The sequence below is a fragment of the Bacteroides congonensis genome (assembly GCF_900130125.1).
GTDB classification, from domain to species: Bacteria; Bacteroidota; Bacteroidia; order Bacteroidales; family Bacteroidaceae; genus Bacteroides; species Bacteroides congonensis.
The window spans coordinates 1,570,735-1,590,589 of the sequence record NZ_FQXY01000010.1 but is presented as its reverse complement, the minus strand read 5'-3'; the positions used below and the strand labels follow the sequence as shown (position 1 = coordinate 1,590,589).

Genomic DNA, 19,855 nt, shown 5'->3' with positions numbered 1-19,855 from the left:
TTTATTAGTTATTAACCGGGAACTCCCCTTTTACAGCGATACCCATACTTCTAGCTGTACCTGCAACCATTCTCATGGCAGCTTCCACAGTAAAACAGTTCAAGTCAACCATTTTGTCCTGAGCAATCGTACGAACTTGTTCCCAAGTAAGCTCGGCAACTTTCTTACGGTTAGGCTCAGCAGAACCACTCTTTACCTTAGCTACTTCAAGTAATTGAATAGCAACGGGAGGAGTCTTGATTACAAAATCGAAAGACTTATCTGCGTAGTAAGTAATGATAACAGGTAAAATCTTACCTGCCTTGTCTTGGGTTCTGGCATTGAATTGCTTGCAAAATTCCATGATATTGATACCCTTAGAACCTAGAGCAGGTCCAACTGGGGGTGATGGATTTGCAGCGCCTCCTTTAATCTGTAATTTGATTAGTCCAGCAACTTCTTTAGCCATTTTTTTATTGATTTATATATAAACATTAAACGAAGAACAACAACAGCGTAACAATTCCGCGTTATTCTTTTTCCACTTGCATAAAGCCTAATTCAAGCGGCGTTTTGCGCCCGAATATCTTCACCATGACCTTCAGTTTCTTTTTTTCACTATTCACTTCTTCAATGATGCCACTGAATCCGCTGAAAGGACCAAAAGTAACCTTAACAGTTTCCCCAACTACGTATGGAATATTGAGTTCTTCACCCGTTTCCTGCAGTTCGTCAACTGTACCAAGTATACGATTCACTTCTGACTGTCTGAGGGGCACCGGTTTTTCGGAGCCGCCAAGAAAGCCTATCACATTCGGAGTGTTGCGCAAGTGATGAGAAACCTCACCAACCAAAGCAGCCTCCACCAAAACGTAACCAGGAAGATAACTTCTTTCCTTCACAATTTTTTTGCCATTGCGAACCTGGTACACCTTTTCAGTAGGAATCAATACCTGAGATACATATTCACTAAGGTCGCTGTTTTTAAGATCAGCTTCAAGATATTCCTTTACCTTAGCTTCTTTACCACTAATAGCACGCAGAACGTACCATTTTTTTTCAATCTCAGCCATTTTTTAATTCCTATTTTTTAATGTGGATAAACAATTTTTTCCATGAAATTCTGGAAACAGACATCCATACCCCATACTACCAATGCAATAAGCAGGGAAGCATATAAAACAACTACTGCACTGTTAGCAAGTTCAGAATACGTAGGCCACGATACTTTATGAACAAGTTCGTCGTAAGATTCTTTAATATAAGCTATTACCTTTTTCATTTGAATAATATTAGCACGGGAAGAGAGGCTCGAACTCCCGACACCCGGTTTTGGAGACCGGTGCTCTACCAACTGAGCTACTCCCGTGTGTACATAATCAGTTCCCGATTAAAACCGGGAACTGATTAAATATTGTGTATTAGTCAAGAATTTCTGTAATCTGACCAGCACCTACCGTACGTCCACCTTCGCGGATAGCGAAACGAAGACCCGGATTCAATGCTACTGGGTAAATCAACTCAACTGTAATAGTTACGTTATCACCCGGCATTACCATTTCAGTTCCTTCCGGCAAAGTGATTTCACCTGTACAGTCCATAGTACGCAGATAGAACTGAGGACGATATTTGTTGTGGAACGGAGTGTGACGACCACCTTCTTCTTTCTTCAGGATATAAACCTCAGCTTTGAATTTAGAGTGCGGTTTAATCTGACCCGGTTTGCAAAGAACCATACCACGTTTGATTTCGTTCTTATCGATACCACGAAGCAACAGACCTACGTTGTCACCAGCTTCACCTTGATCCAACAATTTACGGAACATTTCAACACCAGTTACAACTGATTTCTTATCTTCACCCAAACCAAGAATTTCAACTTCGTCACCTACATGGATAACACCAGTTTCGATACGACCTGTTGCAACAGTACCACGACCTGTAATAGAGAATACATCTTCAACCGGCATCAAGAAAGGTTTATCAACATCACGCGGAGGCAGCGGAATCCAATTATCAACAGCATCCATCAATTCCATAACTTTGTCTTCCCACTTTTCAACGCCGTTCAATGCGCCAAGAGCAGAACCCTGGATGATAGGAGTATTGTCACCATCAAAATCATAGAATGAAAGAAGTTCTCTCATTTCCATTTCAACGAGTTCCAACATTTCAGCATCGTCTACCATATCGCACTTGTTCAAGAATACAACCAGACGAGGTACGTTTACCTGACGAGCCAACAAGATATGTTCGCGAGTCTGAGGCATCGGACCATCAGTTGCAGCACAAACAATGATAGCACCATCCATCTGAGCAGCACCTGTTACCATGTTCTTCACATAGTCGGCGTGTCCCGGACAGTCAACGTGTGCGTAGTGACGGTTAGCTGTTTCGTACTCAACGTGTGAAGTATTAATAGTAATACCTCTTTCTTTTTCTTCAGGAGCGTTGTCGATAGAATCGAAAGAACGCAATTCAGAAAGACCTTTTTTCGCCAACACAGTAGTGATAGCAGCTGTCAACGTTGTCTTACCGTGGTCTACGTGACCGATAGTACCAATGTTTACGTGCGGTTTGGTACGTTCAAATTTCTCTTTAGCCATAGCTTTACTTGTTATTTATTTGATTAATAATCAGCATTTACATCTTTATGAGCTGTTACCGGGATTTGAACCCGGGACCTCTTCCTTACCAAGGAAGTGCTCTACCACTGAGCTATAACAGCAAGAAAAAGAGCGGAAGACGGGGCTCAAACCCGCGACCCTCAGCTTGGAAGGCTAATGCTCTATCAACTGAGCTACTTCCGCATTCTCGCCAAAGTTGTCACTCTGATCTTGTGGGCAAAGATGGATTCGAACCACCGAAGTCGAAAGACAGCAGATTTACAGTCTGCCCCATTTGGCCACTCTGGTATTTGCCCTTGTTTTCATTAAATAAAAGAACTAAAACAAACAATATGATAACAACCGTTGTTTTATCTTCATCCTTCATCTTTTGAGCCTCTTGTCGGATTCGAACCAACGACCCCGAGATTACAAATCACGTGCTCTGGCCAACTGAGCTAAAGAGGCGTTCTAGCTAAAAAATGCAACCGTCACGATCTAACGCGAGCGAAACGGCTGCAAATTTAGTTATTTATTTCTTTTCCGCAAAATATTTGCGCTTTTTTTATTTGATACGTTGCTTTTCCTTGTATTTAACCAGTTGTTTACCGAGCGCTTCCACATCCAAATCAATTGCTTCTTCAAATGTGTCGCACACTTTGCTTGCATAAAACTCTCCATTTGGAATAAGAATCTTAATGCCCGCTTCTTTATTATCAGCAACTTCCGGCTTAACTACCTTTAATGACACCTCTACTTTCTTTATATCTTCGTAATATTTTTCCAACTTAGACACTTTCTTCTGAATAAATGCCTGCAATTGCTCTGACGCATCAAAGTGAATTGATTGAATTCTAATATCCATACTTACCTCCTTGTTTTTTAAGCTCTTGGATGAGCTTGTTTATACACTTTTTTAAGTTCTTCAAATGTAGCGTGCGTATAAATCTCGGTAGTTGTTATACTCTCGTGACCCAAAAGTTCTTTTACTGCACCCAACTCCGCCTCATTATTCAGCATCGTGGTAGCAAAAGTATGCCTCAACACGTGAGGGCTCTTTTTTTTCAGCGTCGCCACCTTTGACAGGTTCCGTTTCACTAAATTATAGACCAGATTCTTATAAAGCCGTTCGCCGTTCTCTCTAATAAAGAAAGCCTCCGACCTCACCGGAATCATCTCGTTTCTTATATCAATATATCCAAGCAATAAATCCCGCAACTCATCACCAAACGGAATTAGTCGTTGCTTATTTCTTTTCCCGGTCACTTTCAGAAGAGAAGCCGAAAAATCCACATCCTTATCATCCAAACCTATTAATTCAGAAAGTCTCATGCCGGTAGCATAAAACACCTCAATAATCAATCGATCCCGACAACCTTTAAATCCTTCGCCAAAATCCGTATCATCCAGTAACCGGTTCATTTCGTCTTCTTTCAAAAACACAGGCAACGGCTTTTTGTTCTTAGGCCCCTTTATTCTGCATAAAGGATCTATCGCCGTCTCTCCTTGTCTTAAAAGATACTTATAAAACGCCCGGAGCGAACTTAGCTTACGATTTACAGAAGTTGAGGTATATCCTCTATCCATCAACGAAACAATCCATTCACGAACGAGTTCAGCCTCGACCTTCAGCGGATCAAATTTTCCGTACTCTTCTTGAGCAAACTCCTGCAGTTGCTTTATATCTTCACCGTACGCAAGAACGGTTTTTTCCGAATAATTCCGCTCATACTGGAGATAATCAAGAAAAGATTCTATCAACATAATATCGCTACATCTAAAATCGTGCAACGAATGTATGAAAAGAATTCAATAATTCAAAGGAAATTACGAATTATTAATCTTCTATTTGCTGAAGTTTTTGTACGTAAACTGCACGTTCTCTCTTAAGTCTGTTAGTTACAGACGGTTTGTCAAACTGCTGTCTGCGTCTCAACTCTTTCACGATACCAGTTTTCTCAAATTTTCTTTTAAACTTCTTCAGCGATTTCTCAATGTTTTCGCCTTCTTTTACAGGTACTACAATCATTTTGTTACTATTAATATGTTATGATTAAAAATTTCCGCAGTCAAATTGCGCCGCAAAATTACACATACTTTCTTTATTCACAAAACTTTCGGCAAATATTTCTCAAAAACTATTCATAAACAAGGCATTAAACACAGAAAGTTAGTACCTTTGAGTCACTTATGTACCTATAATAATATAATAAAGTATGAAACAGAGTATAAAAGAACGATTGCATGCGCTGCGCATGACATTCCATCCCAACCAAATCAAGGCATTAATCATTCCGAGCACCGACCCGCATCTGAGCGAATATGTAGCCCCGCACTGGATGTCGCGCGAATGGATTTCGGGTTTTACAGGTTCTGCAGGAACTGTCGTCGTATTAATGGATAAAGCCGGACTATGGACAGATTCACGCTACTTCCTGCAAGCTGAAAAAGAACTGGAAGGTAGTGGCATTACAATCTATAAGGAGATGTTGCCGGAAACTCCAAGCATCACCGAATTTCTCTGCCGGAACTTAAAACCTGCCGACTCTGTGAGTATCGACGGAAAAATGTTTTCCGTACAACAGGTGGAACAGATGAAAGAAGAACTTGCAACTCATCAGTTGCAAGTCGACATTTTCGGTGATCCGCTGCAAGGTATTTGGAAAGATCGCCCTTCTATACCTGATTCTCCGGCTTTCATTTACGATATTAAATATGCAGGAAAAAGCTGTGAAGAAAAAATAGACGCCATTCGTACAGAATTGAAAAAAAAGGAAGTTTATGCTTTATTCTTATCAGCTTTGGACGAAATAGCATGGACGCTCAATTTAAGAGGAAATGACGTACATTGCAATCCGGTAGCAATCAGCTATTTACTAATTACACAGGATGACGTGACTTTTTTTATCTCTCCGGAGAAAGTCACTCCAGAGGTGGAAGCGTATTTAAAGGAACAACAGGTAAGTCTGCACGATTATGATAAAGTAGAGAGTTTCCTAAGTAACTTTACCGGTAAGAATATCCTTATCGACCCTAAAAAAACAAATTTCGCAATTTATTCCTCCATCAATCCGAATTGTTTGATTGTTCGTGGAGAATCTCCCGTAGCGTTATTAAAAGCGATTCGTAATGAACATGAAATAGCCGGCATTCATGCGGCTATGCAGCGGGATGGCGTGGCGCTTGTCAAGTTCCTCAAATGGTTGGAGGAAGCAGTTCCTTCCGGCAAAGAAACAGAATTAAGCGTAGACAAAAAGCTACATGAATTCAGAGCCGCCCAATCTCTTTATATGGGAGAAAGTTTCGACACAATTGCAGGATACAAGGAGCATGGAGCAATCGTACATTATTCGGCCACACCGGAAAGTGATGTAGCACTCCAACCCAAAGGATTTCTACTTTTAGATTCAGGAGCCCAATACTTGGACGGAACAACCGACATCACACGAACAATTGCATTAGGTCAGCTCACTGAAGAAGAGAAAACAGACTATACCTTAATATTAAAGGGACACATTGCATTGGCAATGGCCAAGTTTCCTGCCGGAACCCGTGGCGCACAACTTGATGTGCTGGCACGTCTCCCGATTTGGAAGCATGGAATGAATTTCCTTCATGGCACAGGACATGGGGTCGGTCACTTCCTGAGTGTGCATGAAGGTCCGCAAAGTATCCGTATGAATGAAAACCCGGTAGTACTACAACCGGGCATGGTCACTTCCAATGAACCTGGCGTATATAAAGCCGGTAGTCACGGGATACGCACGGAGAATCTGACGTTAGTTTGCAAAGATAAGGAGGGCATGTTTGGCGAATACTTTAAATTCGAGACTATCACATTATGCCCGATCTGCAAAAAGGGAATCATCAAAGATATGCTGACGGCAGAGGAAACAGAGTGGTTAAATAACTATCACCAGACTGTTTACGAAAAGTTATCGCCATCGCTTAACGAAGAAGAAAAAGTTTGGCTACAGGAAGCTACTGCTCCTATATAAAAACAATGTGCCTGACATCCGGGTGTCAGTACATACGACACCCGGGTGTCGGACAATATAGAATAGTATTCAATTAAAAACATTACTAGAACAGATATATCTTATGGCTTTAATCAAATCAGTACGGGGCTTCACTCCCGAAATCGGCGAAAACTGTTTTCTCGCAGATAACGCAACTATCATAGGAGATGTAAAAATAGGAAATGACTGTAGCATTTGGTTTAGCACCGTTTTGAGAGGTGATGTCAACTCCATACGAATCGGCAATGGAGTCAATATCCAAGATGGAAGCGTGCTACATACATTATATCAGAAATCAATAATTGAAATTGGGGATCATGTTTCTGTAGGACACAATGTGACCATCCATGGAGCGACTATCAAAGATTATGCGTTAGTCGGAATGGGGGCAACCATACTAGACCATGCTGTAGTCGGTGAAGGCGCAATTGTTGCAGCCGGGTCTTTAGTTTTGAGCAATACAGTGATTGAGCCGGGTAGTATTTGGGGAGGAGTACCTGCCAAATTTATTAAGAAAGTAGACCCGGAACAAGCTAAGGAGTTAAATCAAAAGATTGCTCACAATTATCTGATGTATTCACAGTGGTATAAAGAGTAACTTTAAATAAAACCAATAACAACATTTCGCTTCTCCTTATTCCTATTTTTTAAGAGTAAGGAGGAGCATCTCTTTCAAAGCACCATTAAACCTTGTCAACTACATAAACACATCATCTACCAACACATTCTATAAGATTTATATTATCGGAATCACCTATTATTGATTAGTAAGACCTATATTCAGATTATTTAACCCTTTGACAACCGACAAATTACGATTTATTCGTAGTTTTGTAAAACATCAAATCCAAGTAATGAATTAACAAGCACTTATTTATTATGAAAACAAAACTGCTGCTCATAACTCTCTTATTAGTAGAAACAATAACTGCCTATGCCCAAAACATAGAAAAAGAATATTTAAGCCGAAATCATGCAAACCGAAAGGAGTTGAATTATACATTACCCGCTCCCGAATATCAGAAGGGAAAAGCCACTTTAAGTGGCACGATTTCCAATTACAATCCGGATGACAACCTGATATTCAAAATTGGCGCTCCCAATATCGTAATGGGAGCAGCCGACACCCTTTTCCCAACTGTTGAAGCAGACGGAAGTTTCACAATTGATATTCCTCTCTATCATAGCACACAAGTACGGATGATAATAGGAAATGCCGATTTAGTCATCCTGCTAAGTCCCCAAAAGGAGACAAACGTAACTATCAACCTAAACAATCCGCCAGGAAAACAATTTGTTTTTAGCGGTCACTATGCTACCATCAATAATGAATGGTGCCAACCTGAATTGATAACCAAAATCCCCCCTGTTTACATAAATGGCAACCTATTGGACTCTATTGCAGGTATCAGTGCCAACGAATTCAAGAAACGCTGCATTAACCAATATAAACAGTACATAGCGCACAACGACGCACAGTTGCAATTCAGCGAAGTTACCCGTACACTCGCCAATCTCTCATGCGCATTTGACTGTCTGGAAAACCTGCAGGCTACCCACTATTGCTTACAAACTGCTTACCAAAAGAAAGAAAACATCACGCGGGAACAAGCATTTGCCGCTTTCCTTGATATACATTTACCAGATGATTTTCACAATTACTTGAAAGATTTTCCTGTCAATCACCCTTTGGCCCTCTATTGCTATAATTACCGCAATGTAATAACAAATTTTTTATATGACACACACTATGATCCACTCTCTATGGAGAAATATCTATTGGGAAATGCACCACTCACAAAAGAGGAGCAGACACTCATTCATCAACATGAAGCCGCATTTAGAGCAGGAGTCGCCTTCCAGCGACAAAGCGACTTGGGTACACTCGTCAATAAGTATGCTAAAGAAAGAGACGATTGTAATTGGAGCGTATTTTCCGAAACAAAAAAACGTTTAAACCATATCTTGCAAGACAGTACCTGTTTGTTAATTGACTACGTCCGGGCAATCTATATGCGTTCCAGTTTATACAATCTGAAACCACTGACACACCGACAAGAACTCATGGCTTCGGAAATTACAAATCCTATATTCTTAGGTATCATTCAAGATATGAACCACCAGATGCGCCCCCGACAGAAAACGGCAACCAAGAAATTCACTGTTTGCGAAGCACCACAAGTCCCTGAAAAGGAACTGTTGAACGCTCTCATTGCCCGACACAAAGGAAAGGTACAATTTATAGACTTTTGGGCTACCTGGTGCGGTGGTTGTCGGCAAATCATCAAAGAATATGAACCGCTAAAGAAAGAAATAGGTGAAGACCAAGTCGCCTTCATTTACCTCACAGGGCCCAGTTCTATAAAAAAGACTTGGGAGATACTCATACAAGACATTGCCGGAGAGCATTATTGGCTAAACAAAGAACAGTGGGGTTATCTTTGGAATCATTTTCAGATGACGGGCTTACCGATGTACCTGATAATAGATAAAAAGGGAAATATCGCAAAACGATTCACCCACGTAACAGTCAAAGAATTGAAAGAATTGCTAGGGTTAGAAATCAACAAATGAAGTATCTATCTACAAGTGCAGATAAAAGAAGTCCCCTCTAAAACAGCAACTTTTAGAGGGGACTTATATTGACCCTGCGTTAATTCACACAGTATATATCAGAAATTTATCATATGCATTATCTTCTCCGTTGCTCCGGCATTGCTAGTCACATAATAACCGGCATTCGTTCCGGTTTCACGCAAGAACACCTCATCCGTGAGGAAACGGTCTAATAAAGTTTTCAGTTCATCGTAATCCTTAATAGAGTAAGCACCTTTTGCTTCAAGCAGTTGCACTGCTTCCATAAACTTCTGATATTTCGGCCCGAAGATTACGGGAATGCCATATACGGCGGCTTCCAGTGTATTGTGGATGCCCACGCCAAAACCACCACCGACATAAGCAATTTCTCCATACCGGTAAATGGAAGAGAGCAATCCGAAACAGTCTATAATCAGACAGTCCGCTTTCAACACATTCTTTTCGTCAGCACGGGTATAGCGTACATACGGACGTTTCAGTTTGCTGATTATTTCTACCAGATGATTCTCGTCTATCACGTGCGGAGCAATAATCAGTTTCATTTCCGGATGATTGTTGAAATATTCGAGGAATAAATCTTCGTCTGGTCCCCATGAGCTTCCGGCTACAAAAGTAAAGGCATTACCGCCTTTGAACTTTTCAACCAACGGAAGGTCTTTGGCTTCTTCACGGATTTGCAACACCCGGTCAAAGCGTGTATCCCCTACTACTGTCACACGGCTGATACCGATCTTTGACAAATAACGTTTTGAAGCCTCATTCTGCACAAACAGATGGTCGAAGTCTTTCAGTACACTGCGGTAAGTTCCACCGTACCACTTAAAGAATATTTGTTCGCGACGGAAGATGGACGATACACTATATACCGGGATACGACGCTTGTGAAGTTCATCCAAATAGTTTTTCCAAAACTCGTATTTGATAAAGAACGCCATGCAAGGATTCGCTATATCAAGGAACTTCTTCACATTCCTCGGTTTGTCAAACGGCAGATAACAGACAATGTCCGCTCCCCGGTAGTGCTTGCGCACTTCATAACCGGAAGGAGAAAAGAATGTCAGCAATATCTTATAGTCAGGATACTTTGCCCGAATCATTTCAATCAAAGGGCGCCCCTGCTCAAACTCACCCAGTGAAGCAGCATGAAACCAGATATACCGCTCCCCTTTCTCCACTTGTTGGCGCAGAAGTTCGTATACCACCCAATGCCCCTTCATCATCTTTCGGGGCTTGCGGCTAAACGGAGCAGCTAAATGGACGATAAAGTCATAAATGACTATTGCCAGGTCGTAAAGCATAGTACTTGTCGATTACTTCAAAACCTCTACTGCCCGCTTCATACGAGCCACTGTCTCTTCTTTACCCAATACCCAGGAAATATCGAACATATGCGGGCCTTTTCCTTCGCCAACCAAAGTCAGACGGAAAGCATTCATGATATTACCTGTATGATAGCCTTTTTCAGCAATCCAGTCCATTACGACTTTTTCCTGTCCTTCGATGCTAAAGTCCTCAATACCGACAATCACTTCCGCCAGTTCAGTCATGCATTTGGCAGAATCTTCTTTCCAACGTTTCTTTACTGTTTTTTCATCATATTCAGTAGGAGCCACAAAGAAGAAGCTACATACATCCCACAGTTCTTTAACGAAACTTACGCGGTCTTTCATCATACCAACCACAGTCACCACCTTTTCAAAAGGAACATCCACACCGTGCTCTTTCAACACCGGTAAGAACAGTTCAGCAATTTCTTCGTCAGGTTTCTGCTGGATATATTGATGGTTGAACCATATCCCTTTTTTATAGTCGAACTTGGCTCCCGACTTGCTGCAACGGTGCAGGTCGAACAACTTAATCAGTTCGTCCATCGACATCACTTCCTGGTCATTGCCCGGATTCCATCCCAGCAAAGCAAGGAAATTGATAACCGCTTCGGGCAGATAACCGGATTCACGATAACCTGAAGAAACGTCTCCGGATTTCGGGTCATGCCATTCCAACGGGAATACAGGGAATCCCAGACGGTCACCGTCACGCTTGCTCAATTTTCCGTTACCTTCCGGTTTCAACAACAAAGGCAGGTGAGCAAATTCCGGCATTGTATCTTCCCAACCGAAAGCACGATACAACAGTACATGCAACGGAGCGGAAGGCAGCCATTCTTCACCACGAATGACATGAGAGACTTCCATCAAATGGTCGTCTACAATATTTGCCAGGTGGTAGGTAGGCAGTTCGTCTGCCGATTTATAAAGAACCTTATCATCAAGGATAGATGAATTGATAATCACTTCACCACGAATCAGGTCGTTCACATGCACGTCCTCATTCGGTTCGATTTTGAAACGGACTACATATTGTTTGCCTTCAGCAATCAGTGCGTCCACTTCTTCTTTCGGCATAGTCAGTGAATTGCGCATCATTCCACGGGTAGATGCGTCATATTGGAAGTTTGCAATTTCAGCACGTTTAGCGTCCAGTTCTTCCGGAGTATCAAAGGCGATGTATGCTTTTCCATTTTCCAGCAAAACCTGCACATATTTCTTGTAGATTTCGCGGCGTTCGGACTGACGGTACGGGCCATGTCCGCCACCGAAGCTCACGCCTTCATCAAAGTGGATACCCAACCACTTGAAAGATTCGAGTATATACTCTTCCGCTCCCGGAACGAACCGGTTAGAGTCAGTATCTTCAATACGAAATATCAGGTCTCCGCCGTGTTGACGCGCAAATAGATAATTATACAAAGCTGTACGCACACCACCGATGTGCAATGCTCCAGTAGGACTCGGAGCAAAACGAACTCTTACTTTTCTTTCTGCCATAATTTGGGTTAGTATAGGTAAATCGTGGCAAAATTAAACCTTTTTTTCCACACTATTGTTTTTTTTTGTACTTTTCGCAAAAATTTCAGTGGATATGGAACATTTGAAGAAGAAAAAGAGTTTTTCATGGAGAGATTTGCTATATAAATCGCTGCTGTTTGTGGGCACTGTGGCACTGATTGTCTATTTCCTGCCGCGTGACGGCAAGTTCAACTATCAGTTTGACATAAACAAACCCTGGAAGTACGGGCAGCTGATAGCTACTTTCGACTTTCCTATTTATAAGGACGATGCCGTAGTGAAAAGGGAACAAGATAGTCTGATGGCTCTTTTCCAGCCTTATTACGAACTTGACAAGAAAATCGAGAAGGACGCAATAGCCAAACTGAAAGAGAACTACCACACAAATCTGAAAGGAATACTTCCTTCCATAGATTACCTGCGCTACATCGAACGAACCTTAAAAGAAATCTATCAGGCAGGAATTGTATCTACGGAGAGCATACAGCAGTTACACAAAGACAGCACTGCGTCTATCATGGTCATTGATGACAAACTGGCCAACGCGCACCCTATCGACGGTATTTATACTGTAAAGAAAGCGTATGAGTATCTGCTTTCGTCGGATTCCGCCCACTTCAACCGGGAAATCCTCAGACAATGTTCCCTGAACGAATATATCACTCCCAACCTCACCTTTGACGAGCCAAGAACCCAAACAGCCAAAGAAGAGATGCTGAACAACTATTCCTGGGCAAACGGATTGGTAGTCAGTGGGCAAAAGATTATCGACCGGGGAGAAATTATTAGTCCCGCAACTTACAATATATTGGAATCACTGCGCAAAGAATCTATCAAGCGCAATGAATCCATGGGACAAAGCCGGTTGATTCTTGGCGGACAGATTCTATTTGTCGGCATGTTGATGCTTTGCTTCATGCTCTATCTTGATCTGTTCAGGAAAGATTATTATCAGCGAAAAGGAAGTCTATCGTTACTTTTCACATTGATTGTATTTTATAGTATCATCACTGCTTTTATGGTGACGCATAATGTATCCAGTGTATATATCATACCCTATGCGATGCTACCGATTATTATCCGTGTATTCCACGATTCGAGAACGGCTTTTCTGACACATGTCATCACGATATTAATTTGCTCCATATCGCTGCGCTTTCCTCACGAGTTTATTCTGACTCAGTTGGCAGCCGGAATGATCGCGATATTCAGTTTAAGGGAGCTTTCGCAGAGGTCGCAGCTATTCCGTACGGCGCTATTAGTCATATTGACTTATGCCGCTATTTATTTTGCTTTCGAGCTGATGACGGAAAACGGGCTTTCGACTGACTTTTCGAAATTGAATATACGGATGTACACCTATTTCTTTATTAACGGAATCTTGTTGTTATTCGCTTATCCGTTATTATTCTTACTTGAAAAGACATTCGGATTTACCTCTAATGTTACTTTGGTGGAACTTTCGAATATTAATAATGACCTGTTGAGACAAATGTCCGAGACAGTGCCCGGTACATTCCAACACTCTATGCAGGTAGCCAACCTGGCAGCAGAAGCAGCCATCCGTATCGGTGCAAAAAGTCAGTTGGTTCGTACGGGAGCTTTATACCATGATATAGGGAAGATGGAAAATCCGGCTTTCTTTACAGAGAATCAATCGGGTGGGGTCAATCCGCACAAGAACCTAGGTTATGAACAAAGCGCGCAGGTTGTTATCAACCATGTCACGGACGGGTTGAAATTGGCTGATAAGCATAACCTGCCCAAAGCCGTCAAAGACTTTATCAGCACCCATCACGGACGGGGAAAAACCAAGTATTTCTATATTTCATGGAAGAACGAGCATCCGGATGAAGAGCCGAACGAAGAATTGTTCACTTATCCCGGACCAAATCCGTTCACTAAAGAACAGGCTATCCTGATGATGGCGGATGCCGTAGAAGCTGCGTCACGCAGTCTGCCGGAGTATACGGAAGAAAGTATCAGTAACCTGGTCGACAAGATTATCGATTCCCAGGTTACTGAAGGTTATTTCAAAGAATGTCCCATCACTTTCAAGGACATCGCAACCGTAAAAGCTGTATTCAAAGAAAAATTAAAGATTGCTTATCATACCCGGATCAGTTATCCGGAGTTAAAGAAGTAAGCAAGCCAGCACAAGCATCTTCAAGGACATCAAGCACATATTCAAATCCCTCGGCTCCTCCATAGTAGGGGTCGGGGACATGGTCTGCAGGCATGTGGAAACAATACTCCGTCATGCGATGAATCTTCTTCCACTCTTCGGGAGAAGGGGCTTTATCCTTCAAGTCATCGATATTACGGTCGTCCATACCGATAATTAAATCAAAATTATAAAAATCCTCCGTACGGACAGGACGCGAACGGTGCACCAGTTCATAACCGCGCCGTGCCGCATGGGCACGCATCCGGCTATCCGGCAGTTCGCCTTGATGATAAGACAGGATTCCGGCAGAGTCTATCACAAACTCTTTTTCCAGTCCCGCTTCCTTTATCAAGTGAAGCATTACGCCCTCTGCCGTAGAACTACGGCAGATATTTCCGAGACAAACAAATAGTATTTTCTTCATATTTAAAAACATTCTATGCGACAAATATCACTATTTTAAACCGAAACTACAACATTGAAATTGAAATTCACGAAACAAGAATTTCAGACATAACAGAAAATTTCTTAATAGAATGAACCTTTCCATACATCCCACTAGTCTTTTTTCATTCTTTTTTCTTTTCTTTGCCATACAAACGATAACATAAAGCATAAACCTATAAAAAAGAATGGAAGTATGGGAAAGCCAATAACCAAATTTGCCGATGGCAGTTACCTTGAATATGCTCAAGGAAAATTCGACCAATGGTGTGTATATTTAACTCGTCCTAACCAACCCAAATACGCTCCTCAAGATTGGCAGTATTTCCGAAGATTGGCAGATTGGGCTACAAAGCATAATGCACAAAATTTATACAATGACTTTATTGAAATATATAACCAGACAACGCCTGACTTAAACGAAGTCATTTTAGAGAAAATCAAAACGCTTTCATCCAAATATGGCGAGGATGCTTTAGATATTTCAATAGACTTCACTATTATGTATCTGGGAATGATTGCAGAAGAACAAAAGGAAAACACCAGATTAGGGAAACGGATAAAAAGGCTAGGAGTACACCAAGTACTGATAGACAAAATATCATATAACATCGCAGCAAACTTCAGCAGAGGTAAAAAGTGGTATGATATAGCAAAAGAATGCTCATCCAGAGGTTTTTAAATATGTCAAGGATTAATATATCTCCTATTATTGATTTGGCTTAATGGAAGAAAAAAAAGAATATCAGCATTCCGTTTCCAATGCTGATATTCTTTTAAGAGAATCTGAATTTACCGATTTAATTGATAAGGATAACACTAATAACGATAAGACTCCTATGAATCTCCATTATATTATATCCTTCTCAAAATGAGTTCAATATCTGGTTCGCCCGGTTCACGGTGACTGCTGCCGGAATTTCCGGCATATCTCCCAAATTGAACGGAGCCAGCATCTTTTCTATTTTCTTTAATCCGGCTTTATTTCCTTTCTTCTCGAATTCCTGACGGAGAATATTTATTTTCTCATGCGCCTGTACTCCTTCTATCAGACGTTCGAAGCGGATACAGCTACGTGCTCCGGGATAGACCAAATACGTATCTCCGGCAGCCCACGTACGGAAACGTGAATCGAGCAACGGTTCCAACGGCCAGCTATTATATGCCCAACGCAGATAACCGTCCAAATGTTTCTTTGAAGAATAGAAACTCATCCAAGCAGCTTCCGCCGGGTCAGAGAAAGTAAACGTATTAGGATGCGCTTCCGTGCAACAAGTATAATAGGTGGTGCGCTTATTCTCGGCTTTACGGCGGATACGTACATCTTCGGGGTAGTTCTGACCGATTACAATGCAATAATCATATAAATCCGGTTCAATCTCCGCATGATAATTTCCTGCCAACGAAACTTTAAAATCCGGGTCAGCCTTGCGAATCACTTTCAATGTTTTCTGCATCACCTCCATCGGGCGTTCGTCCATGGCGATAGTGCAAATATCAAACCAGCCTTTTTCTTTCAGATGCTTGGAGAAAGAAGCAAGCATTGCCACCCACATTTCTTCATAAGCCTGTTCGCCCGGAGCAGTCTTTACCGCTTTCAGAGAGTTCGTTGCCTGGTCGTAATATTGGAAAGACAACTCCCAGGGCACCATTGAGTAACAGTTAATCTGCTTGTCAATGCCTACGCTCATCATAAATTCCACCCAACGGTCGAAGATAGTATAGTCAAATGCCCATGTACCGTCGGCACGCTTCATCCAGGTCACCATTGTATCGAAATAATCTTCCGTCTGACCATTCCAAGGCTTATGCATCAAAGTAGCCGTAATAATCTTCTGTCCGGCATTTGCCAGCATTTTCATCAAAGGACGCATGGCGTCAAGATGCTCCTGGCTCCACAGAGGAACCTGATAATAACGGGCTACGGCATACGGACTTTGCCACAAGTCCAGATGGAAAGCCCATTCCGACGGCTGAGGAAGCTCGCGGGAAGAAACATTTATTTCAAGATTCAGACGTTGCAACAGGCGTGAACCGTCGTTGACCAATAACTCACCTTTATAAGTTCCGGGAGCAGCTGATTGTGGGATCCAACATTGCACCCAGATAGGTTGAACGGTGCGGGCAGGCAATGCCATTGACTTCAGGTTCGAGTCAATCGGGTCGGCTACCAGCAGCGAATCGAAGTCCACCGATTTGCGGTGACCGCAAGCCCCTCTCCCATCCTTGTTCAGTTCATCTGTCATCACATAACGTACAAATCCGGCAGTCAATGCCTCTTTTGGAAGAATGTTCCCTTTCTTGTCTTTAAAGTCGGAGAAGCTGAAGTTCAGGTCTTTCAACTCTGCTCCTGTCCATACAACAGCTTGCGCATTTACGCGTTCGCCACGCCAACCCTTCAGAGAAATACTCTTCTGATTTTTCAATGAGGGAAGCCGATGCTTCGCATAGCGGGTGTCTGTTGTACCCCAAGAGACTTGCGTCGTTGTGACTGCCGCCCATTCCTTTTCGGAAGGTGTCGTAGGGTCGGGCAATTCCTGATAAGTTCCTAAAGGGAATTTCGGTTGTCCTGTCGGAGTTCCACACTGAGTAACTCCTTGCTGGGCAAACAGAGCACTCATACTAAATAGACTAGCTAAAGAAATAATAGTAAGTCGTTTCATGGTTAGTTAATTAAATGAATAAAGGTTATTTATAAGGGGGAATAATTTCTTTCATCACATAGGATCTACATCATAATAGATAATCAAAGATTTATAATGTTCGTCTTCAATCATCTCACGCTGGATGCGCAGCAATAGTTCCCGTGCACGTCCCATCGGTGCATTCTGCTCAATCTTCACCACTATCTTTTTAATAAATAATGTCTGGATACGGGCAACCGGCGGTTTATCCGGCCCCAGCACACGGTTACCGAATACAGCTCTCAACTTGTTTGCCATCACTGCCGCCATTTGGTCGAGCAAGGCTTCATTATGATTTTTAAGATAGACATATACCAGGCGGTAATAAGGCGGATAATGGAACATCTGACGTTCCGCCAGTTGTCCGTTCACCATATCCTCATAATCATTGGCGATGACCTGGTGAATAATCGGGTGCTCGATACTTTTGGTTTGCAGCACCACTCGTCCGCGCTTGTTCTTACGTCCGGCACGTCCCGAGACTTGCGCCATCAGTTGGAAAGCACGCTCGTAAGAACGGAAGTCGGGATAGTTCAGCATGGTATCCGCATTCAGTATTCCAACGACACTTACATGGTCGAAGTCCAGTCCCTTGGATACCATTTGCGTCCCGATGAGTATGTCCGTCTTTCCTTGTTCAAAGTCCGCGATAATCTTCTCGTAGGCGGAACGGGTACGGGTCGTATCCAAGTCCATCCGTGCTACGGCAGCTTCCGGGAAAAGGACTTTAATATCATCTTCAATCTTTTCCGTACCAAAACCGCGGTTTACCAGTTCCGTCCCTTCACAAGCGGGACAAGCCTTCGGAAGTTGGTAGGTATATCCGCAATAGTGGCAGGTCAGTTGATTGATTCCTTTATGATAGGTAAGGCTTACATCACAGTTCTTACACTTCGGCACCCAACCGCAGGTACGACATTCTATCATCGGAGCAAAACCACGACGGTTCTGAAAAAGAATCACCTGTTCCTTCTGCTCCAAGGCTTCTTTCATATATTGTATCAGAAGCGGTGAGAACTGTCCCACCATCCTCTTCTTGCGATGCAATTCCTGTATATCGACCGGAATAATCTCCGGCAACTGGATTTCTTTATACCGTTCTTTCAGTTGTACAAAGCCGTATTTTCCATCCATCGCATTCTGCCATGACTCGATGGACGGCGTAGCTGTTCCCAGCAGTGTCTTGGCTCCATACATGGCTGCCAACACAATCGCCGCACTACGGGCATGGTAGCGGGGCGCCGGGTCTTGCTGCTTATACGTATTTTCATGCTCTTCGTCCACAATCACCAGTCCCAGATTCCGGAAAGGCAGGAATACGGATGAACGGACACCCAAAATTATATCATAACCATTTTCTCCGAGTTGTTTCCGCCATATCTCAACCCGTTCGGCATCGGGAAATTTGGAATGGTAAATGCCCAGGCGCGAACCGAAGACACGCTGCAAGCGTTCCGTTATCTGAGTAGTCAGCGCAATTTCCGGCAACAAGTATAATACCTGCTTGCCCTGACGGATGGCTTCTTCTATCAGATGAATATATATTTCCGTCTTGCCACTGGACGTTACCCCATGAAGCAGGCAGACATTTTTCTCTTGGAAGGATTGTACTATCTCATCATGTGCCCGTTGTTGAAACTCATTCAGAGCATTCAGTTCTACAACCTCTTTCTCCTGTTTGTTCAGCCGACCGATTTCGTGATAATAAATCTCGAAAATCTTCTTATCCACCAGCCCGTTCAATACGGCAGGAGCGACATTAGCCCGTTGCAGCAGTTCTTTCTTGGAGATTTCTTTCGGAGCAACGTCTCCCAAAATGCCCGAACACTCTACATATTTCATAAGGAGCGCCAATTGCTTCGGAGCACGGGAGAGTATGTCAAACAATATATGAAGCCGCTTCTCGTCGGCTGCTCCGGCAAGGCGTACCCGTGCTTCCGTCTTAGGTTTGTAAGTACGCCGCAATTCTTCCTTTACGAAAATCGCTTCTTTATCGAGCAAGGATTTAATGACAGTAAGGATATTCTTGACACCACTATCCTTCTCCAGTTTGGTGACGCATTGCTGCGAATCGACAGCCAGCAAATCCAAAATGCGCTGTTCACGTTCGGGCAATGGCGCGTCCGCTTCGAAGTCGGGATTGTATTCTACAATCGTTTCACTTTCAAGTTTCAGCCCCGAAGGCAATGCCGCCTTATATACATCTCCCTGCGTACAGAGGTAGTAATCAGCTATCCATTCCCAGAATTTGAACTGATTCGGCAATAAAATAGGAGAAGCATCCAGTAATGTCGATATGTCTTTCACTTCGTATTCTGTCGGAGCACAATAATGAACGTTACGGACGATAGCTGTATAGAACTTCTTTCGCCCGAAAGGAACCACCACGCGGCAGCCTATCTTCACTTCTTCCGCATACTCGTCCGGCAAAGAGTAAGTAAAGCTCTTCGGAAGCGGAAGTGGTAATATGACATCTACATATCTTTTCATTGCAGGCACAAAGATATAA

At 42.7% G+C, this 19,855-nt stretch carries 17 protein-coding genes and 5 tRNA genes; 5 read left to right on the top strand and 17 right to left on the bottom strand.

What is annotated here, in order from left to right; all coding sequences use genetic code 11:
• Positions 1–4 precede the first annotated feature (4 nt).
• From rplK to rpsU, 12 genes are all read right to left on the bottom strand, one after another.
• Entirely contained in the window at positions 5–448 is a 444-nt protein-coding gene (gene rplK, locus BQ7997_RS17200) for a 50S ribosomal protein L11 (RefSeq protein ID WP_004296361.1), read from the bottom strand.
• A 61-nt stretch (positions 449–509) separates the two neighbouring features.
• On the bottom strand, positions 510–1,052 hold the full coding sequence (gene nusG / locus BQ7997_RS17195; RefSeq protein ID WP_044655864.1) for a transcription termination/antitermination protein NusG: 543 nt from the start codon (positions 1,050–1,052) through the stop codon (positions 510–512).
• Between the two features lie 17 nt (positions 1,053–1,069).
• Positions 1,070–1,261, bottom strand: coding sequence for a preprotein translocase subunit SecE (secE, locus tag BQ7997_RS17190; protein WP_004296363.1), 192 nt, complete (start codon positions 1,259–1,261; stop codon positions 1,070–1,072).
• Positions 1,262–1,275: 14 nt separating this feature from the next.
• A tRNA-Trp gene (locus tag BQ7997_RS17185) sits at positions 1,276–1,348 on the bottom strand.
• A 52-nt stretch (positions 1,349–1,400) separates the two neighbouring features.
• Entirely contained in the window at positions 1,401–2,585 is a 1,185-nt protein-coding gene (tuf, locus tag BQ7997_RS17180) for an elongation factor Tu (RefSeq protein WP_044655865.1), read from the bottom strand.
• Between the two features lie 50 nt (positions 2,586–2,635).
• Positions 2,636–2,707: transfer RNA gene (locus BQ7997_RS17175), tRNA-Thr, on the bottom strand.
• Positions 2,708–2,716: 9 nt separating this feature from the next.
• Positions 2,717–2,789: transfer RNA gene (locus tag BQ7997_RS17170), tRNA-Gly, on the bottom strand.
• A 30-nt stretch (positions 2,790–2,819) separates the two neighbouring features.
• Positions 2,820–2,902: transfer RNA gene (locus BQ7997_RS17165), tRNA-Tyr, on the bottom strand.
• A gap of 77 nt (positions 2,903–2,979) precedes the next feature.
• Positions 2,980–3,053, bottom strand: a tRNA-Thr gene (locus BQ7997_RS17160).
• Between the two features lie 97 nt (positions 3,054–3,150).
• A complete protein-coding gene (hpf, locus tag BQ7997_RS17155) occupies positions 3,151–3,450 on the bottom strand; it encodes a ribosome hibernation-promoting factor, HPF/YfiA family (RefSeq protein ID WP_044655866.1) in 300 nt (99 codons plus the stop codon).
• Positions 3,451–3,467: 17 nt separating this feature from the next.
• A complete protein-coding gene (gene xerC, locus BQ7997_RS17150; RefSeq protein ID WP_044655867.1) occupies positions 3,468–4,349 on the bottom strand; it encodes a tyrosine recombinase XerC in 882 nt (293 codons plus the stop codon).
• Between the two features lie 73 nt (positions 4,350–4,422).
• Positions 4,423–4,614, bottom strand: a complete 192-nt coding sequence (rpsU, locus tag BQ7997_RS17145) for a 30S ribosomal protein S21 (protein WP_022137136.1) — start codon at positions 4,612–4,614, stop codon at positions 4,423–4,425.
• Between the two features lie 187 nt (positions 4,615–4,801).
• Here rpsU and BQ7997_RS17140 point away from each other — a divergent pair, with 187 nt between their 5' ends.
• From BQ7997_RS17140 to BQ7997_RS17130, 3 genes are all read left to right on the top strand, one after another.
• Positions 4,802–6,583: an aminopeptidase P family protein gene (locus tag BQ7997_RS17140; protein WP_073347346.1), complete on the top strand. Its 1,782-nt coding sequence runs from the start codon at positions 4,802–4,804 to the stop codon at positions 6,581–6,583.
• 103 nt (positions 6,584–6,686) lie between these two features.
• Positions 6,687–7,202 (top strand): gamma carbonic anhydrase family protein, encoded by a 516-nt coding sequence (locus BQ7997_RS17135; RefSeq protein WP_073347345.1) that lies wholly within the window; start codon positions 6,687–6,689, stop codon positions 7,200–7,202.
• A gap of 281 nt (positions 7,203–7,483) precedes the next feature.
• Positions 7,484–9,178, top strand: a complete 1,695-nt coding sequence (locus tag BQ7997_RS17130) for a TlpA family protein disulfide reductase (protein ID WP_083589279.1) — start codon at positions 7,484–7,486, stop codon at positions 9,176–9,178.
• Positions 9,179–9,276: 98 nt separating this feature from the next.
• Here BQ7997_RS17130 and BQ7997_RS17125 read toward each other — a convergent pair whose 3' ends face one another.
• Positions 9,277–10,500, bottom strand: a complete 1,224-nt coding sequence (locus BQ7997_RS17125) for a 3-deoxy-D-manno-octulosonic acid transferase (RefSeq protein WP_073347344.1) — start codon at positions 10,498–10,500, stop codon at positions 9,277–9,279.
• Between the two features lie 12 nt (positions 10,501–10,512).
• Positions 10,513–12,030 (bottom strand): glutamate--tRNA ligase, encoded by a 1,518-nt coding sequence (gene gltX, locus BQ7997_RS17120; RefSeq protein ID WP_073347343.1) that lies wholly within the window; start codon positions 12,028–12,030, stop codon positions 10,513–10,515.
• 94 nt (positions 12,031–12,124) lie between these two features.
• Here gltX and BQ7997_RS17115 point away from each other — a divergent pair, with 94 nt between their 5' ends.
• On the top strand, positions 12,125–14,197 hold the full coding sequence (locus BQ7997_RS17115) for an HD family phosphohydrolase (protein ID WP_073347342.1): 2,073 nt from the start codon (positions 12,125–12,127) through the stop codon (positions 14,195–14,197).
• Here BQ7997_RS17115 and BQ7997_RS17110 read toward each other — a convergent pair.
• The gene (locus BQ7997_RS17110) at positions 14,172–14,642 is read right to left on the bottom strand and encodes a low molecular weight protein-tyrosine-phosphatase (RefSeq protein ID WP_073347491.1); all 471 of its coding nucleotides are present in this window, start codon (positions 14,640–14,642) and stop codon (positions 14,172–14,174) included. The two genes, BQ7997_RS17115 and BQ7997_RS17110, sit on opposite strands and share 26 nt — an antisense overlap.
• Positions 14,643–14,858: 216 nt before the next feature.
• On the opposite strand from BQ7997_RS17110, the gene BQ7997_RS17105 reads away from it, so the two are divergent.
• Positions 14,859–15,344: a DUF7004 family protein gene (locus BQ7997_RS17105; RefSeq protein WP_073347341.1), complete on the top strand. Its 486-nt coding sequence runs from the start codon at positions 14,859–14,861 to the stop codon at positions 15,342–15,344.
• Between the two features lie 184 nt (positions 15,345–15,528).
• On the opposite strand, the gene BQ7997_RS17100 is transcribed toward BQ7997_RS17105, so the two are convergent.
• Together BQ7997_RS17100 and priA are read right to left on the bottom strand one after the other, a co-directional pair.
• Positions 15,529–17,325 (bottom strand): DUF4091 domain-containing protein, encoded by a 1,797-nt coding sequence (locus BQ7997_RS17100; protein ID WP_022139046.1) that lies wholly within the window; start codon positions 17,323–17,325, stop codon positions 15,529–15,531.
• A 54-nt stretch (positions 17,326–17,379) separates the two neighbouring features.
• On the bottom strand, positions 17,380–19,836 hold the full coding sequence (gene priA / locus BQ7997_RS17095; protein WP_073347340.1) for a replication restart helicase PriA: 2,457 nt from the start codon (positions 19,834–19,836) through the stop codon (positions 17,380–17,382).
• Positions 19,837–19,855 lie beyond the last annotated feature (19 nt).

Bases quoted from the DNA above. Each gene is read 5' to 3' on its own strand.
- BQ7997_RS17135 (WP_073347345.1), top strand. From the start codon at position 6,687: ATGGCTTTAATCAAATCAGTACGGGGCTTCACTCCCGAAATCGGCGAA.
- BQ7997_RS17130 (WP_083589279.1), top strand. From the start codon at position 7,484: ATGAAAACAAAACTGCTGCTCATAACTCTCTTATTAGTAGAAACAATA.
- xerC (WP_044655867.1), bottom strand. From the start codon at position 4,349: ATGTTGATAGAATCTTTTCTTGATTATCTCCAGTATGAGCGGAATTAT.
- rplK (WP_004296361.1), bottom strand. From the start codon at position 448: ATGGCTAAAGAAGTTGCTGGACTAATCAAATTACAGATTAAAGGAGGC.
- BQ7997_RS17125 (WP_073347344.1), bottom strand. From the start codon at position 10,500: ATGCTTTACGACCTGGCAATAGTCATTTATGACTTTATCGTCCATTTA.
- BQ7997_RS17115 (WP_073347342.1), top strand. From the start codon at position 12,125: ATGGAACATTTGAAGAAGAAAAAGAGTTTTTCATGGAGAGATTTGCTA.
- hpf (WP_044655866.1), bottom strand. From the start codon at position 3,450: ATGGATATTAGAATTCAATCAATTCACTTTGATGCGTCAGAGCAATTG.
- priA (WP_073347340.1), bottom strand. From the start codon at position 19,836: ATGAAAAGATATGTAGATGTCATATTACCACTTCCGCTTCCGAAGAGC.
- rpsU (WP_022137136.1), bottom strand. From the start codon at position 4,614: ATGATTGTAGTACCTGTAAAAGAAGGCGAAAACATTGAGAAATCGCTG.
- BQ7997_RS17110 (WP_073347491.1), bottom strand. From the start codon at position 14,642: ATGAAGAAAATACTATTTGTTTGTCTCGGAAATATCTGCCGTAGTTCT.
- gltX (WP_073347343.1), bottom strand. From the start codon at position 12,030: ATGGCAGAAAGAAAAGTAAGAGTTCGTTTTGCTCCGAGTCCTACTGGA.
- secE (WP_004296363.1), bottom strand. From the start codon at position 1,261: ATGAAAAAGGTAATAGCTTATATTAAAGAATCTTACGACGAACTTGTT.
- tuf (WP_044655865.1), bottom strand. From the start codon at position 2,585: ATGGCTAAAGAGAAATTTGAACGTACCAAACCGCACGTAAACATTGGT.
- BQ7997_RS17105 (WP_073347341.1), top strand. From the start codon at position 14,859: ATGGGAAAGCCAATAACCAAATTTGCCGATGGCAGTTACCTTGAATAT.
- BQ7997_RS17100 (WP_022139046.1), bottom strand. From the start codon at position 17,325: ATGAAACGACTTACTATTATTTCTTTAGCTAGTCTATTTAGTATGAGT.
- nusG (WP_044655864.1), bottom strand. From the start codon at position 1,052: ATGGCTGAGATTGAAAAAAAATGGTACGTTCTGCGTGCTATTAGTGGT.
- BQ7997_RS17140 (WP_073347346.1), top strand. From the start codon at position 4,802: ATGAAACAGAGTATAAAAGAACGATTGCATGCGCTGCGCATGACATTC.